11 protein-coding genes and 4 pseudogenes are annotated in these 16762 nt (G+C 56.0%); 13 read left to right on the top strand and 2 right to left on the bottom strand.

The window, feature by feature from the left end; translation table 11 throughout:
• Positions 1–127: 127 nt before the first annotated feature.
• The 3 genes and pseudogenes from LWH48_RS17060 to LWH48_RS17050 form a co-directional block, all read left to right on the top strand.
• Positions 128–883 (top strand): annotated as a pseudogene (locus LWH48_RS17060) (ISL3 family transposase); the annotation flags it as partial.
• A gap of 258 nt (positions 884–1141) precedes the next feature.
• Complete coding sequence (locus LWH48_RS17055) at positions 1142–2209, top strand: hypothetical protein (protein WP_232913509.1); 1068 nt, start codon at positions 1142–1144, stop codon at positions 2207–2209.
• The gene (locus LWH48_RS17050; protein ID WP_232913508.1) at positions 2206–3336 is read left to right on the top strand and encodes a hypothetical protein; all 1131 of its coding nucleotides are present in this window, start codon (positions 2206–2208) and stop codon (positions 3334–3336) included. The genes LWH48_RS17055 and LWH48_RS17050 overlap by 4 nt, the downstream gene beginning before the upstream one ends.
• Before the next feature lie 42 nt (positions 3337–3378).
• On the opposite strand, the pseudogene LWH48_RS17045 reads toward LWH48_RS17050, so the two are convergent.
• A pseudogene (locus LWH48_RS17045) lies at positions 3379–3651 on the bottom strand (transposase); the annotation flags it as partial.
• A 316-nt stretch (positions 3652–3967) separates the two neighbouring features.
• Between LWH48_RS17045 and LWH48_RS17040 the strand changes: the two are divergent.
• The 10 genes and pseudogenes from LWH48_RS17040 to rfbB all read left to right on the top strand — a co-directional run bounded on the left by LWH48_RS17040 (position 3968) and on the right by rfbB (position 16082).
• On the top strand, positions 3968–5098 hold the full coding sequence (locus tag LWH48_RS17040) for a glycosyltransferase family 4 protein (RefSeq protein WP_232913507.1): 1131 nt from the start codon (positions 3968–3970) through the stop codon (positions 5096–5098).
• A complete protein-coding gene (locus tag LWH48_RS17035) occupies positions 5095–6057 on the top strand; it encodes a UDP-glucose 4-epimerase family protein (RefSeq protein WP_232913506.1) in 963 nt (320 codons plus the stop codon). Before LWH48_RS17040 ends, LWH48_RS17035 begins: the two co-directional genes overlap by 4 nt.
• Positions 6058–6358: 301 nt before the next feature.
• Positions 6359–7386 (top strand): annotated as a pseudogene (locus tag LWH48_RS17030) (IS630 family transposase).
• Positions 7387–7588: 202 nt separating this feature from the next.
• Complete coding sequence (locus tag LWH48_RS17025; RefSeq protein WP_232913505.1) at positions 7589–8584, top strand: NAD-dependent epimerase; 996 nt, start codon at positions 7589–7591, stop codon at positions 8582–8584.
• A 50-nt stretch (positions 8585–8634) separates the two neighbouring features.
• Positions 8635–9801: a nucleotide sugar dehydrogenase gene (locus LWH48_RS17020; protein ID WP_232913504.1), complete on the top strand. Its 1167-nt coding sequence runs from the start codon at positions 8635–8637 to the stop codon at positions 9799–9801.
• 274 nt (positions 9802–10075) lie between these two features.
• Positions 10076–11113 carry a sugar transferase gene (locus tag LWH48_RS18395; RefSeq protein WP_332875638.1) on the top strand — a complete coding sequence of 346 codons (1038 nt, stop codon included), beginning with the start codon at positions 10076–10078 and terminating at the stop codon, positions 11111–11113.
• A 103-nt stretch (positions 11114–11216) separates the two neighbouring features.
• Positions 11217–12284: a DegT/DnrJ/EryC1/StrS family aminotransferase gene (locus LWH48_RS17010; protein ID WP_232913503.1), complete on the top strand. Its 1068-nt coding sequence runs from the start codon at positions 11217–11219 to the stop codon at positions 12282–12284.
• Between the two features lie 551 nt (positions 12285–12835).
• On the top strand, positions 12836–14053 hold the full coding sequence (ltrA, locus tag LWH48_RS17005; protein ID WP_232913502.1) for a group II intron reverse transcriptase/maturase: 1218 nt from the start codon (positions 12836–12838) through the stop codon (positions 14051–14053).
• A gap of 528 nt (positions 14054–14581) precedes the next feature.
• Positions 14582–14941: a hypothetical protein gene (locus LWH48_RS17000; RefSeq protein WP_232913501.1), complete on the top strand. Its 360-nt coding sequence runs from the start codon at positions 14582–14584 to the stop codon at positions 14939–14941.
• 88 nt (positions 14942–15029) lie between these two features.
• Complete coding sequence (gene rfbB / locus LWH48_RS16995; protein ID WP_232913500.1) at positions 15030–16082, top strand: dTDP-glucose 4,6-dehydratase; 1053 nt, start codon at positions 15030–15032, stop codon at positions 16080–16082.
• A 257-nt stretch (positions 16083–16339) separates the two neighbouring features.
• Here rfbB and LWH48_RS16990 read toward each other — a convergent pair.
• Positions 16340–16636, bottom strand: a pseudogene (locus tag LWH48_RS16990) (transposase); the annotation flags it as partial.
• Positions 16637–16762 lie beyond the last annotated feature (126 nt).

Genomic DNA, 16762 nt, shown 5'->3' with positions numbered 1-16762 from the left:
TTGAATTACCTGAAAGGGGAGACCCGTTTCAAAGGCGGTATTCGGCGAAAGCAGAAGAAAGCCGCGCTGGATGAGACCTACCTCGCAGACATTCTCGCGGTGTAGGGTTTTTCATGCGTTTTCCCTGGCTTCCCAGCGCGGCCAGCGCTACGTCACGGTGTTCCTCGACATGCAGCGCAAGCAGGAGCCGGTGATCTTCGCCGTCCCAGGCCACGGCAAGGACACCATCAAGGCCTTCAGCGCCTTCCTGGCGGCTCATGGCGGCGATCCGGACAACGTGGTCGAGGTCGCCTGCGACATGTCACAGGCCTTCCTGAGCGGCGTGGCAGAGCATCTTCCCAAGGCCGACGTCACGGTCGACTGGTTCCATATCGTGCAGACCTTCACCAAGCGGCTAGACGAAGTGCGCAAGAAGGAACGCCGGGAGCAGGGGCATCCCAAGTCGCTGCGCTGGGCCCTGCTGAAGTGCCTGGAAAACGAGAACCTGACGCCCAAGCAGCTGGCGGCGCTCCAGGAACTGGTGACTGACCAGAGCGCCACGTCCGATGCCTGGGTGATCAAGGAGAAGCTGCGCTGGATCCAGAAGGCCCCGACGCCGCGGGCGGCTCAGTGGCGTATCACGAACTACCTCAAGATCATGAAGGCGGCGGTCTAGGAGAAGCCTCTCCTGAAGCCCATGGGAAAAGCTCTGGAGACGCTGGAGCGACACACCGACGCGGTGGTCTCGGGGCTGACGAACGCCCGACTGGAAGGCATGAACGGCCTGTTTCAGGCGGCTCGCTCACGTGTACGCGGCTACCGGAACGAGGCCAGCTTCATCGCCATGATCTACCTGATTGGCAGCCCGGTGGGTCGCCTGTTCGATCAGGCCAAATCCACATGAAGTGACGAAGAACCTACATTTCCGCCTCCTGTACAGTTACTGTGAAGGTTCGTATGGTTACCTTATCTATAAAAGATATCCTCTTTCAAATATTTTCTTTTTCATTGTTCTGTAAAATTAATGTCGGTCGTATTCATTATGCTTTAATTTTTTTGCCGCTATGAATTAAAAGTTGAGTAACATCCCCGACATTTCTCCATACACCAGAAGTTACAATAGCTCTTAACTTAGTGAGGCTCTCCTGTGCGGATATTGTTATTGGGCGAGTTTAGTGGTCTTAATAATGAGTTAAAAAAATCACTTGTACGGCGTGGTCATGATGTGGTGCTGGCTGCTGCGAGTGATTATCAAAAAAAATACCCAGCAGATATCAATCTCGGGTATGGATCTAATTTGCTATCATACAAATTTAGACAGCTATACCGCCCTTTTTTGAACTATAAATATTTTGTGGATTATGATGTCGTACACATAATAAATCCTTACGTGATCCCACGTAATTGTGCGCTAAATTTAATGCTTGTCAAATATCTAAAATCCAAGAATGGTATTGTCACGCTATCGGGTGCTGGCAGTGACCCTTTTTTTGTACAGCATTCTCAAGAGGTTTTGCGCTACAGTCCTATTCCTTCTCACATTAAGCATGATAGAGGTGGTCGAAGGTATTACATGGCGTCAAGGTCGCACTATGACTTCATGCGTCGTTACATGGAGAGTGTTGACGGAATTATACCTATAATGTACGAGTATTATTCGACCTTTATTGCTGCAGGCTATTTGGATAAAACGTCTGAGCCCATTCCCATACCAGTTGATATCTCAGGGATCAATTGTAGTGAAAATAATCTCCTTGATGGTAAGGTTGTTTTTTTTCATGGGCTGAATCGTCCTGGATTTAAAGGTACGCATCTGATTAAAACTTGTTTTGACAGGCTTTCAAAAAAGTATCCTGATGACGTTGAATGCATTATTGATGGAAATATGGCATTCGAAAATTATTTGCGGTTAATGCAGCGAATGAATGTGGTTGTTGATCAGGTCTACTCCTATAGCTTGGCAATGAATGCTTTATATTCTATGGCGCAAGGTAAATTGTTGTGTGGTGGAGTGGAGGCAGAGTCATCGATGTTATATGCTGGAAACCTTCCGCCGGCTATAAATATAATGCCCGATATTGATCAAATTTCAAATGTTATGGAGAATATTGTTGAGAATAAAGAGCTAATTGCTGAGCGCTCGATCAAAATGAGGTGCTTTGTAGAAAAATATCATTCTCCGGATTCTGTCTCCGAGAAGTATTTGAATTATTGGCAGTCCTTGTTATGAAGTCTAATAATTCTTCTTTGGTGATTGGAAGAAATCATGTCTGGGGGTTTTTTTTTCTCGTAAAACTCTTTTATATGTGGTTTTCTTACTATGTTTTATCAAATTATCTAGTGCTTGGCGACATGGATCGTTATTTGTCTGGGTTGACATTTGGGAAAAGTAACCCTTTTGCGAGTTCGACTTATATGATGGATAATTTCACATATCCATTTTCATATATATTGGGAAAATTTCTGGCTAATATTCCATTCGTCCTAATGTCTTTTTATGGAGTGTATTTCTCTGTCTCTAGGCTTTTTATAAGCACTAGGGGCCTTGTGGTTGTTCTTGTTATTTTATCGTTTCCAAGTTTTGGTATCTGGACATCGATTGCATCAAAAGAGGCTGTAACAGTTTTTTTCATGGGTGTTCTTCTCGGCTGCTTAATTGATTATTATCGAGGGCGGTTAATCAACTATAAGCTGCTTCTTTTAATATCGATTTATTTATGCATTCTTTTCAAGCCTCAGTATATGTCAGGATTGCTAAGTTTGTTTGTCTTCTTGTGGCTTAAGAGAAATTTTTCATTGAGCGGTAATGGCCAACTAGTTGTTGTTTTGTTCTTTATTCTCTTTTCTTTTCTTGGCTTGTTCGTCTTTAGGCATCATATAGACGCTATTTCATTTGAGATTCCTTTGCATTTTAGAAGCGATGAAATGAATAGTACACGTGAAAATATTTACTGGACTAATCAGTTTGACGTTTTCCGCATAGCCCCCTATGGGATGTATATTGCTTTCGTTGGACCGACTCTTGATGAAGCTGCGGGAAAATTTCTACAAATGTTGGTGTTGATGGAAAGCTATATTTTGATTATATTCATCTCTTTTCTAATGGCTCACAGCATTTATTCCGATATTTTGCGTGGCAGATTTAATATCTTTGCTGTAACTTTTTTGTTAGTCCCAATGCTATGGATTTTGTTTGTTCACTATCCTTTTGGTTTGTTCAATCCTGGCTCTGCTATAAGATATAGATCTGGGTTTTACGCTTACTTAGTTGTTTCAGTTTTTTTTGTTATGACGGAGTGTTATTTAAGATTTAGATTTGTTGGTAATTCTGGATTAAAACAATTGGTGCGGCGCTAGTGGAGTCCAAGGCTCTAGAGTTTTCCTGGGTTCTTCGTCGCTTCATGTGGATTTCGCCTGATCGAACAGGCGGCCCACCGGGCTGCCAATCAGGTAGATCATGGCGATGAAGCTGGCCTCGTTCCGGTAGCCGCGTACACGTGAGCGAGCCGCCTGAAACAGGCCGTTCATGCCTTCCAGTCGGGCGTTCGTCAGCCCCGAGACCACCGCGTCGGCGTGGAGCTCCAGCGTAGCCAATGCCTTCCCCATCGGCTTCAGCAGTGGCTTCTCGGAGACCGCCGCCTTCATGACCTTGAGATAGTTTGATCTTGCCCAGCAACAGTGTACTGCCTTATCGGGGTGTCCACTGTTGCTGGGCAAGATCATACCTCCTGTCGTCGTGGAGGTCATATCCTGGCCAAGCTCAGGGGACGAATTCCACATCCAACGACGAAGAGCCAGTGAATTCCACACCCACCGTCGAAGAGTCGTTTTTCATGCGTTCTCCTGCTGGTGGAGGTTACACCCACGCGGTTGCCGGAACGAGGCCAGTTTCATCGATTTACCTGATAGGTAACCCTATGCGGCCCCTATCGGATCAGGTTAAATGCACATAATATGACCGTTAAACATTGTTGGGCTGATTTTTAGAATGAAATTACTATTTGTTGTTAATCACTTCGGTTATTTTGTTACTCATCGGATGGCGATCGCTGTTGAAGCCCGAAGGCTTGGTTACGATGTGCACGTTGCGGCTCCTGGTGAACCACCACAGGAAATTACCGAGGCAGGTATGAGTGCATACTCCGTTCCATTGGAGCGTGGAGGGACTCATCCTCTGCGTGAGCTTCGGGGGTTGCTGATATTAGCACTACTTATTCGCCGCCTGGGGCCAGATGTTGTTCACTTGGTGACTTTGAAACCCGTTTTATATGGTGGCGTGATTGCACGAATGCTTCGAGTGCCTGCGGTGGTTTCTGCCGTGGCTGGGCTTGGGTCAGTGTTTACTACATCTGGTTTTCGCAGCAGAATTTTACGTACTGTGGTTGCGCTAGCGTATCGTGTTGCCTTGGGCCACCGCAATCAGCGTGTGATGCTGCAGAATACAAGTGACCGAGACACATTGATTAAATCGGCTGGTCTTCGGGAAGAGAAGGTAGTAATGGTTCGTGGCTCCGGTGTGGATCTAACTAAGATGCCCTTTCGGAAAGAGGATTCGGGCGTGCCAATTGTAGCATTTGCGGCGCGCTTACTGAGGCAAAAAGGGGTTGAGGAGTTTGTGGCGGCGGCACGCGTGTTGCTTGGACGTAGCGTTTCGGCACGATTTTGGTTGATCGGTGATCCGGATCCTGGTAGCCCCTACTCCATTGCTACAGAGCAGGTGGAGGCCTGGGCCGCGGAAGGTGTGGTCGAGGTGTTGGGATATCGCCCAAACGTGCCTGAACTTTATGCGCTGTCACATGTAGTGACCTTGCCTTCGTACTATGGTGAAGGGTTGCCAAAGACCCTGATTGAGGCGGCCGCTTGTGGGCGACCGATAGTGACCACGGATCACCCTGGCTGCCGCGATGCGATCGTGGATGGGGAGACGGGGTTGCTGGTCCCAGTACGCAATGTAAAAGCTCTGGCCGATGCGTTACAGTTACTTTTGGAAGAACCCGAAAGGCGGAAGGCCATGGGGTGTGCAGGGCGCGAGCTTGCTGAGCGTGAGTTCACAGTCGAAAACGTGGTGGACGTCCATATGGAAGTTTACAGGTGTTTGCATGAGGAATGCGACGTATGACACAACGTGTCCTGGTAACTGGTGCGACGGGTTTTGTGGGTGGTGCTGTGGTGGAAAAGCTGAAGGATAACGGCCGCTATGTTCCAGTCGCTGGATCTCGACGAAGTGTCTCAGTGACTGAAGGTGTCGAATTGGCTATAACGCCATCGCTTGGTCCAAATGCTGACTGGAGTGTTGCGCTGCGGGACGTGGAGGTGGTAGTGCATGCGGCAGCACGTGCTCACATCATGAATGAGACATCGGCTAATCAGCTTGCGATGTATCGAAAGATAAATGTCGATGGTACTTTGACTCTGGCGCGTCAGGCTGTAGTAGCAGGAGTTCGACGTTTTATTTTTCTTAGCTCAATTGGTGTGAATGGTAACCATTCAACGCGACTATTTTCTGAGAGCGATGAAGCCAATCCTCAAGAGGCTTATGCGCTTTCCAAGTATGAAGCCGAGAAAGGGCTTTTGCGTTTTGCCGAAGACGTGGGCATGGAGGTTGTCATTATTCGCCCTCCACTCGTATATGGTCCTTGCGCACCGGGTAACTTTGGTAGATTGCTGAAGTGGGTAGCTAGTGGCGTACCGCTTCCACTGGGTGCAGTAAGGCATAATCGCCGCTCATTGGTGGCCCGTGACAACCTTGTCGACTTGATCGTGCTTTGCCTCGATCATCCCAAGGCGGCCAATCAGGTCTTCCTGGCCAGTGACGGTGAAGACCTCTCCACCACCGAGCTACTGCGTCGTCTGGCCACGGCCATGGGACGGCCCCCCCGGCTGTTGCCGGTTCCCGTGAAGCTTCTCAAGCTGGGTGCGGGCCTGTTGAGGAAGGGTCATATAGCCCAACGGCTGTGCGGTAATCTGCAGGTCGATATTACCAAGACCCGTGAGCGCCTGGGTTGGACGCCGCCCGTCAGCGTCGATCAGGCGCTACGTGAGACAGCTGCCGCCTACCTGGCTTCTCAACAACAATGAGAGGGACAAGAGACAACTATCTAGCTGCGACTCTTCAACGCGCTTTTTGCTCTGTTTGGTCTGATATTCGGGTCGCAGGTCTTCATATTCCTGCTGGTGCTTGGCTACTGCAACACCGATTCCCCGTTGTTCTGCCAGGAGCGAGTAGTGTGTGCGCAGGGAAGCCCTGATCTTGCCCAGCAGCAGTGGATACCCCGTTAAGGTATTACACTCAACGAGTGACCCATGGCAAAGCAAGCTAAGTGCCTAACCGAAAGTTTTCGTGCATAATGCATGTAGGATAACTGACACGGACGGAACCATGGCAAGGCGCTTCGTTGCACCTCTCACTGAGTCTGAGCAGCAGACGCTGTCCTCCGCCTATCACCATGGTGAGAAGCGCGCCCTACGTCGACGTGCGCATGCCATCTTGCTGAGCGATCAAGGTCATACCATCGCTCAGATCTGTGAGATATTGCAGGTCCGCCGCGATGCCGTATCTCGATGGCTCAAACAGTGGGAGGTAGCAGGGCTTGATGGGCTGATCGACAAGCCGCGCAGTGGCCGCACGCCGGCCTTGGATGACGACGACCACCATCGGCTGCAGGAACTTGTCGCCGAACAGCCCCACCAGCTCCGCTCCTTGCATGCCCGCTTTCAGGAAGAGACCGGGAAAAACATCAGCATGGTGACGCTCCGCAGGGCGCTGAAAAAAAATAGGCTCAGCTTCAAGCGTATTCGGCATTCACTGAAGGCACGGCGCGACGGGCACGGCGCGACGAAACGGATTTCCGCAACACTCAAGGCCTTCTCAAGGTGCTTCAGGAGCGGGAAGACCTGGGTGAGCACGAGCTCTATTACTTCGATGAGTCGGGCTTTTCGCAGTCGTCACCGGTTCCATACGCGTGGAGTCCCATTGGGCAGCCCTTTGAGATGACCGCCTACTCCCATAGCCGAAGGTTGAACGTACTGGGGTTCCTCAGCCGAGCCGGGAAGCTGGTCTACCATACCTCCACGGAGCCGGTGACTACCGAGACAGTCATCGAAGCATTTGATCAATTTGTGGCCCAGAAAGACCCCGATACCTTCGCCATCGTGGTGCTCGACAATGCCAGCATGCATCGCTCCAAGGCCTTCAGAAGGAAGATTATGGAGTGGATGTCGCATCGTGTGCATCTGGTCTACCTATCGGCTTACTCGCCGGAGCTTAACCTGATAGAGATTCTGTGGCGGCAGATGAAGTACGCATGGCTACCGTTGAGTGCCTATCTCTCATTTGACCACCTCAGCAAGGAGGTCTGTCGCCTACTCGACGGCTACGGGTCTGAGCGCACGATAAATTTTGAATAGCCACTTACCCCGATGAAGAAGAGCCGTGCCCGCTACTTTGATGCCTACCGCGAGGAAGCTCTTGCCCTCGCTGACCGAGTGGTCACTGTCGCTGACGCTCGTGCGCTTGGCCTGCAGTGAAGTGGTCCCCGAAATTCGGACCAGACGCTAAGCTTCGATCAGAGTAAGCGTGTCCGTCACAACCAATGAGCAAGGAAGGTTCATGAAGATTCTCATCACCGGCATGGCCGGTTTCATTGGCCACGCCGTAGCCAAGCGATTAGCCGGGCACGGCCACGCTATTGTCGGCATCGACAACCTCAACGGCTACTACGATGTGGCGCTGAAGCGGGCGCGTCTTACCGACTTGGCCGAGTGCTCCGATATCCGCTTCGTCGAGCTGGACCTGGCTGACCGCGAGGGTATGGCCGCGCTATTTGCTGTTGAGCGTTTCGACCGGGTGATTCACCTCGCCGCTCAGGCTGGGGTGCGCTACTCGCTGGAGAACCCCCACGTCTACGCCGATGCCAACCTCGTGGGCCACCTCAACGTGCTGGAGGGGTGCCGGCACCACGGGGTCGAGCATCTGGTCTACGCCTCCTCCAGCTCGGTCTACGGCATGAACGACAAGGTACCCTTTGCCACCAGCGACGCCGTGGATCACCCCGTCAGCCTCTACGCGGCCACCAAGAAGGCTAACGAGCTGATGTCGCATACCTACGCCCACCTCTACGGGGTGGCCACCACCGGGCTGCGCTTTTTTACCGTCTACGGCCCCTGGGGCCGGCCTGACATGGCGCCCTTCAAGTTCACCCGGGCGCTGCTGGCAGGCGAACCCATCCAGGTGTTCAACCACGGCGACATGCAGCGCGACTTCACCTATATCGACGATATTGTCGAGGGCGTCGTGCGCATCCTGGACGTGGTGCCGCAGCCCGGCAGTGGTACCGAGACCCCCGACACCAGCACCGCGCCCTATGCGCTCTACAACATCGGCAATGGCAGCCCGGTGGCGCTGATGGATTTTATCAGCGCCATCGAGAAGGCCACCGGCCGCGAGGCGCAGTGTGACTTCAAGCCCATGCAGCCGGGCGATGTGCCACGCACCTGGGCCGATACCGAGGCGCTGTTCCAGGCCACCGGCCATCGCCCCCAGGTGGGGGTGGAGGTGGGTGTGCAGCGCTTCGTGGACTGGTACCGTGGGTTCTATAACGTCTGAGCCATAACGTATGAACTGTAACGACTGATTGCACCGAAGAGACGCACCCCATGAAGATTGCTATCGCCGGCACCGGCTACGTCGGCCTCTCCAACGCCATGCTGCTGGCCCAGCACAACCAGGTGGTGGCGCTGGATATCGTCGCCGAGAAGGTGGCGATGCTCAACGACCGCTGCTCGCCCATCGAAGACGCCGAGATCAGCGACTTCCTGGTCCATCGCGAGCTGGATTTCACCGCCACCCTGGACCGCGAAGCCGCCTACCGGGGCGCGTACTTCGTGGTAATCGCCACGCCCACCGACTACGACCCGAAGACCAACTATTTCGATACCTCCAGCGTCGAGGCGGTGATCCAGGACGTGATGGCGATCAACCCAACGGCGACGATGGTGATCAAGTCCACCGTGCCGGTGGGCTTTACCGCCGAGGCCTGCGAGCGCTTCGGCACCCAGAACCTTATTTTCTCGCCGGAGTTTCTGCGCGAGGGCAGGGCGCTTCACGATAACCTCTACCCCTCGCGGATCATCGTGGGGGAGCACTCAGCGCGCGCCGAGGCCTTCGCCGGGCTGCTCACCCAGGGGGCGGTGAAGGAGGAGATCCCGGTTCTCTTCACCAACAGCACCGAGGCGGAGGCGATCAAGCTGTTCGCCAACACCTATCTTGCCATGCGGGTGGCCTACTTCAACGAGTTGGATAGCTACGCCGAGACTCACGGCCTGGATACCCGCCAGATCATCGAGGGTGTGGGGCTCGACCCGCGCATCGGCAGCCACTACAACAACCCCAGCTTCGGCTACGGCGGCTACTGTCTACCCAAGGACACCAAGCAGCTGCTGGCCAATTATGAGGATGTGCCCAGCAACATGGTGCAGGCCATCGTGGATGCCAACCGCACCCGCAAGGACTTCATCGCCGAGCAGATCCTCAAGCGCCAGCCGCGGGTGGTGGGGGTCTACCGGCTGATCATGAAGGCGGGCTCCGACAACTTCCGCGCCAGCGCCATGCAGGGCGTGATGAAGCGCCTCAAGGCTAAGGGCATCGAGGTGGTGGTCTATGAGCCGGTGCTCCAGGAAGAGACATTCTTCGGCTCCCGGGTGATCCGCGACCTCGAGGCCTTCAAGGCGCTCTCGGATGTTATCCTCACCAACCGCATGGCCAGGGAGCTGGAGGATGTAGTCGACAAGGTCTATACCCGGGATCTCTTCGGCAGCGATTGATCTTGCTGACGGTGGGTATTTGCCTTGGCTGGCCTACAGGGTGACAATGTACGTGATGAAGGGCCGTATGGGCATGTTCGCCGCGGATTGCGCGGAAGTGACGCTGTTGAGCAAGACGGTGGTTGCCTAACGCTGGCTGGGCTCCCTTCAGGAGACTATATACAAAATTTACAATGTGTTGGCTGAGAGTATAGGCTCTCCCTGGATTAGGGATGCGCCGCTGATTTTCGGGCCGAGTTAGCTAATTTACTCTTTTATTTAAAAGGATAATGTTTTGATTCGTGCATTGGATATCTTGTTTTCATTGCTGGGGCTGATAATTGGTCTTCCCGTTTTTATCGTGTTGTTAATTATCGGTTTTTTCGACACCGGCTCTCCGCTTTTCAAGCAGGTGCGTGTTGGTCGGTACAAGAAGCCTTTTACGCTCGTCAAGTTCCGTACCATGAAGAAGGATACGGCGTCCGTCGCCAGCCACTTGGCCTGCGCCAGTGCGATCACCCCTTTCGGGCATTTCCTGCGGCGCTCAAAGCTCGATGAGCTGCCCCAGTTGTGGAACGTGCTCAAGGGTGAGATGAGCTTGGTGGGGCCTCGCCCTGGCCTGTTCAATCAGGAGGAGCTGACGACCGAGCGCGAGAAGCGAAAGGTTTATGAGGCGCGTCCTGGCATCACAGGGCTGGCTCAGGTCAACGAGATCGACATGTCCACCCCTGAGCTGCTGGCCGAGACCGATCAGCAGATGCTGCAGAACCTGACAGTAGCGGACTACTTCAGGTATATCATCCAGACCGTATTGGGAAAGGGGAGCGGTGACCGCGTTCAGGCGCAGGCGGTGCCCGTCGCTACACAAGAGCCGGCCTCGCATCGCAATGCTCAGCGAATCTGGGCGGTGGCCAACGAGAGCCCTGGGTTGGCCGCACCTGAACATCCCGAGTCTTATGTGCATGTCAATGAAACTTGTAGTGTTTTTGTCGAACCGACATGCCTCAAGCCAGGCTGGAATCGTGACCGTGTCCATCAGGAAATCGTAGCACTAGGCGTTACCTGCTTCCCTGCCGATGGGGCTAAGTGTAAAAGCCTATCCGATGTAAACGACCAGAACACGCCGATGGTATCCGGCTCAGTTGGAGAGCTCAGCAACGCCCTTGTTTTTCCTTGCCATGAGAAGCTCTCCGAGGATGATATTCGCATGACTTGCGATGTGCTTCGCCAAGTGATGATGCAGGGTGTTGAGCGTCGAAAGACCGCTTATCGCTTACCCGTTGGCGCTGAATCTGAACAGCCTATATCGATAGATCAGTCTGGTGGCAGGTAAGGTTGCACACGACAACACTCCATCTTCTATTGCTTGAGCGATTTATCATCGCATCGTTTTTGCTCGTGGCGGCCCGGCAGGATGTCGCCAAGGAGAAAATTTCATGAATTATCATGCTTCTGCGGCCTGGGCCAGTGTGGGAGCGGAAGGGGATCAGGCGAAGCAGAAGGTATTGGCATCTGGAAAGTTCACCTACTGGGATGGACATGAAGGTCGCGATTTCGAGCGGGAGTTCGCTCGTTTCGCTGACTGCGAGTGCGCCCTGGGGGTATGCGATTTCGATACTGCACTCGAACTTGCCCTGGTGTGCCTTGGCATTGGCCAGGTTCAGGGCTCACGCAACGAGGTAGTCGTTAGCGGGTTGGCATCTCCCGCTCTGTTAGCGGGAATCGTCAGGTGCGGGGCGGTTCCAGTGCTGGCCGATATTGATCGTGATACCCGCAACATGACTGCCCCCAGTCTCGCAGAAAGGCTGACGCCACAGACCAAGGCAGTGGTGGTGACTCATGAAGTAGGGCTTCCCTGTGAGATGGACTGTGTGACGGCGCTCGCCGAGACACATGGCCTCGCGGTGATAGAGGAGTGCTCCCAGGCCTTCGGAGCGCTCTACAAGGGCCGCAGCGTCGGGAGCTTCGGCCATGTGGCCTGCTGGGCAATCCACCCGGATGGATTCATGACCACGGGCACCGAGGGCGGCGCCATGCTGACTACACGGGATCCTCAGCTGCATGAGCGAATGTCCAGTTACAAGGATCAGGGCAAGCGCTGGATCCAGGTGGCCGAGTCCGGAGTGCTGGATGGGGGGCGCTGGAAGCCCGAGAGTTCTGAATCCGATTGGCGATTGACCGAGGTGGAGGCGGCAGTTGCTCGAACACAGCTTGATGCTGTGCCTGGCTGGAGGGTGGTCCGCCAGTGCCACGCGGAACGGCTATGGCAGGCGGCAAGGGCGTGCACTGCGCTGCGTGTTCCGCTTATCCCGGCATATATGGTTCATGCGGCCGCGATGGCCACGGCATTTGTCGAGCCCGGTTGCCTCAGGGCTGGTTGGGATCGTGACCGCATCCTAGCCGAGATCAATGCCCGCGGTGTGGTCTGTTGTGCGCCAGGCATGGCGCGTAGCACCGATAGGTGCTGTTCCCGAGGGTGGTGCCTCGGGATGACTTGGGGGTGAAAGTCCCCTGCGGACCCTGATAGCGGGAACCGCTAGCCGAACAGCAAGGGTGTCCGCCGCGAGGCGGAATCTGAAGGAAGCTGAAGGCAAACTCCCGGCCTGACGAACAGGAATCGCATATGAGGCAGCCACATCTGGGCGAGAGGGCAATGACACTCGAAGCCCAATAGCTATCCGGAAGATGTGGAGGTAAATGCGGCGGGTAGATGGGAGGAAGGTCGCGCGTCTTACCCTGGGAGGTCTGGTGGTCTGCCACGGTGCTACCGGCGCCGAGAGGCGACGGGATGGGCCACCAGACGTCAGCAGAGGCCATAGTAAGTGCCGGTTCACCGCGGCACCAAGGGCCGAACATGAAGAACCGCGAGTAGGCGATGATGTCTCGAGGATCGATCAGGAAGGCAGAAAGTGGCGCTGATACCGCCACCCACCCAGAGGGGCAGGGGCGGAACCCCGAGTCCCGGCCGGTGGGCGTCGAGACGATCCCGGCGTCGTCATCGTGGACGAAAGCGGAGCCCGCCCCGCTCATGGAGGCCGTGGTAGGGAAGGCCAACATGGCGCGGGCTTACCGAAGGGTGGTCGCCAACAAGGGGGCGCCGGGTGCCGACGGCATGACGGTCCACCAGTTGGCCGACCACCTGAAGGAATGCTGGCCAACGCTGTGCGAACGGCTGCTGGCCGGTGAGTACCACCCCAGCCCGATCCGAGCCGTCGAGATTCCCAAGCCCAAGGGCGGGACGCGACAGCTCGGCATCCCCACGGTGACCGACCGGCTGATCCAGCAGGCGCTGCTTCAGGTGTTGACGCCGATCTTCGATCCGGGGTTCTCCGCATCGAGTTACGGCTATCGGCCCGGGCGCAGCGCCCAGCAGGCCGTCTCGGCGATGAAGGCCCATGTCACTGCCGGCCACCGCTGGGTGGTCGACCTCGACCTGGAAGCCTTCTTCGACCGGGTGAATCACGACCTGCTGATGGCGCGGGTCGCGCGCCGCGTCTGCGACAAGCGAGCGTTGCGCTTGATCCGCCGCTATCTGGAAGCCGGGATGTTCCAGGACGGCCTGGTCGCGCCACGCCGGCAGGGCACGCCCCAGGGCGGACCACTCAGCCCGCTGCTGGCCAATATCCTGCTGGATGACGTGGACAAGGAACTGGAACGCCGCGGCCACCGCTTTTGCCGCTATGCCGACGACATGCAGGTGTATGTCAGGAGTCGGCGAGCGGGCGAGCGCGTCATGGCCAGTCTGAGTGATTTTCTCGAGAGCTCACTCAGGCTGACGGTCAATCGCGACAAGAGTGCGGTGGACCGACCCTGGAACCGGGGGTATCTGGGCTACACGCTGACCCGGCACAAGCGGCCGAAGCTGACGCTGGCCAAGGCCAGCCTGCAGCGCCTGATGCAGCGTGTCCGCGAGATCCTCAAGCGTGGCAGGGGGCGCAACATACGGCGCGTTATCGAAGAGTTGACCCCGGTCCTGCGGGGCTGGGCCAACTACTTCTCCTTCGTCGACGTAAAGCGCCCGCTGGAAGCGCTGGAGGGTTGGATACGTCGTCGACTGCGTTGCGTGATCTGGCGGCAATGGAAACGCCCGCGGACCCGGCGCCGCAAGCTACGGGCGCTGGGTCTGGACGACCATCGGGCGTGGAAGTCAGCGGGAAACGGGCGAGGCCCTTGGTGGAACGCCGGCGCCTCGCACATGAATCAGGCCTTGCCACGGAAATGGTTCGAGCAGCAGGGCCTGATCTCGGTACTCGATACGGTCAAGAGGGCTTAGTCGTTCTTCGTGAACCGCCGTGGTACGGAACCGTATGCCCGGTGGTGTGAGAGGACGGGGGAGGCGACTCCCCCTCCTACTCGATTCTCAGGATCTGACCTGGAGGTGCCTCGTGATGGGGCTTTCAGAGAGGTGCCGTGGCGGCCGGGCGCGCCGCTACCGGTAGCCCGTGAATTGATCGAAACCAGCCTGATGTTCTTGTGCCACCCAGCCTTGAAAGGACCGGAGGTCGACAGGTCTTGCCAGGTGATTCGCGAGGTGATGAAAGAGTGCACTGAGCGTCGCGAGACCCACTACAGGCTGCACTATCAGCCGGAAGGAGAAGTCAACCCTCAGGCGACTGACCCTATGCTGTTCTCTACCAGCGACAATGGGCAGGAGTAACCTTGCTCCGTTCATGCGCTTGCTTGGTAGTCAGCAGTATTATCTGCCGTTTGCCTCCAGAAAAGCGGCATTCCAAGCACAGGAGCAGGTTTGCCAGGTGATGGTACCGAGTGAGCCAACCCCAAGGATGATCCGGAATTCTGCATGACCAGACCCGAAACGATGCACCGCTCCGTGGCTCAGTTGAGCCGCGGCAAGAAGCGGTTGATGATGATTGCCGCCGATTTGGTGGCGCTGCCGCTGGCCCTGTGGTCGGCCTATGCGCTTCGCTTCGCCGAGTGGTGCGGTCTGATTGAATCGATTGGCAGCCTTCCCTTATCGCTAGCTTACTTAAAAATCAATGGGTTAGATGGCGCGCTTTCGCCACAATGCGGCATCACCCCGCCAAATGGCGGGGCCTTTGACGAAACGGCCGATGCCGCAATATGGCGGACTGGGCCCGCCAATTGGCGGGGTCAGGTGTTTCGCCAGAACGCTGCCAATGGCCATTTGTCACTCTTGTGATGACGCTCTGGATAACGCGAATCCTGCGTTTATTTCTTCAATTCAGAATTGCGATTCCTCAATCTTAGCGACACTGATATATATAGACATGAAACTCCTTATCACCGGCGGCGCGGGCTTCATCGGCTCCGCCGTCATCCGTCATATCATCGCCAACACTACCGACAGCGTCGTCAATGTCGACAAGCTCACTTATGCTGGCAACTTGGAGTCGCTGGCAGAAGTGGCCGACAGCGACCGCTACGCCTTCGAACAGGTCGATATCTGCGACCGTGCCGAGGTGGAGCGCGTCTTTCGCGAGCATCAGCCGGATGCGGTGATGCACCTGGCCGCTGAAAGCCACGTGGACCGCTCCATCGACGGCGCGGCGGAGTTCATCCAGACCAATATCGTGGGCACCTATACGCTGTTGGAAGTGGCCCGTGCCTACTGGAACGGCCTGGATGCCGAGTGCCGTGATGCCTTCCGCTTCCACCATATCTCCACCGATGAGGTGTATGGCGACCTGGAAGGCCCCGAAGGGCTCTTCACGGAAGAGACCTCCTACGCCCCCAGCTCTCCCTACTCGGCCAGCAAGGCCAGTTCCGATCATCTGGTGCGCGCCTGGCAGCGCACCTACGGCCTGCCGACGCTGATCACTAACTGCTCCAACAACTACGGCCCCTATCACTTCCCCGAGAAGCTGATCCCGCTGATGATCCTCAACGCCCTGGAAGGCAAGGCGCTGCCGGTCTACGGCAAGGGCGAGCAGATCCGCGACTGGCTCTACGTGGAAGACCACGCAAGCGCCCTCTACAAGGTGGTGACGGAAGGCGAGGTAGGGGAGACCTACAACATCGGCGGCCATAACGAGAAGCAGAACATCGAGGTGGTGAACACCATCTGCGCGCTGCTGGATGAGCTGGCCCCGTCCCAGCACTCTCCTTACGCCAATCTGATCACCTATGTGGCAGACCGCCCCGGCCACGATATGCGCTACGCCATCGATGCCGACAAGATCGAGCGCGAGCTCGGTTGGCGACCGGAAGAGACCTTCGAGTCCGGCATCCGCAAGACGGTGCAGTGGTACCTGGACAACCAGGAGTGGTGCCGCCGCGTACAAGACGGCAGCTACCAGCGCGAGCGACTGGGCATGGCGTGAAGGGTGAGGTGCGAGGAGTGAACCCGCCTCATTCACGAGGGTACTGATTGAGCGGTCTGTGAAGGTACTGGCTGTTGGCATCGCTTATCAGGATCGGCCTCTTCAGCGCGTGTGGCCGTTGAGTAATGCCAGAACGCGGCCCTTTTCCCGCTTTCCTATAGCTCTTTGGAATCAATTGCGGCCGTCCAAGCAGCCGTGATCGCCGACCGCCGCTCCAGTCGCTCGCTTTCTGATGCTGTGGTGGTCTCGCAGGAGCGTCAGCTCAGTGCGGTCAGCTTCGGCAGTCCCTTCAGCAGCGTCGGCCACCACTTGTCGGCGGCGGCCCCCAGATGAACAGTGATTCGCCGAGCGTGCAGCCTCAGCGTGGCGGCGACCTTCAGCATCTGCTCACGCATCCGGCTCAGGCTCCAGCCTTGCCGAGTTTGCCGCTCCAGCAGGCAGCGCAGGCCATGCAAGACCTGGTAGGCGTAGAGGCTGAGCAGCAGGCTCACCTCGTTGCGCGCCATCACGTCCTGAACGGTGGAGGCGCCGCGATCCGTCGACGAGAGGTGCACAGGGAAAACGCATGAAAAACCGCTCTACGACGGGCTTCGTAGCGCTTTACCAGTAGGAGCTAATGTGGTCATCTAACGGCTTTTGCTCATGGATGACCCGATGCTTACACCGTCCCTTATGCACCA

Source organism: Halomonas sp. G15 (assembly GCF_021282295.1).
GTDB classification, from domain to species: domain Bacteria; phylum Pseudomonadota; class Gammaproteobacteria; order Pseudomonadales; family Halomonadaceae; genus Halomonas; species Halomonas alimentaria.
The sequence above is the reverse complement of the archived record's forward strand: the minus strand, read 5'-3'. Positions and strand labels throughout refer to the sequence as shown.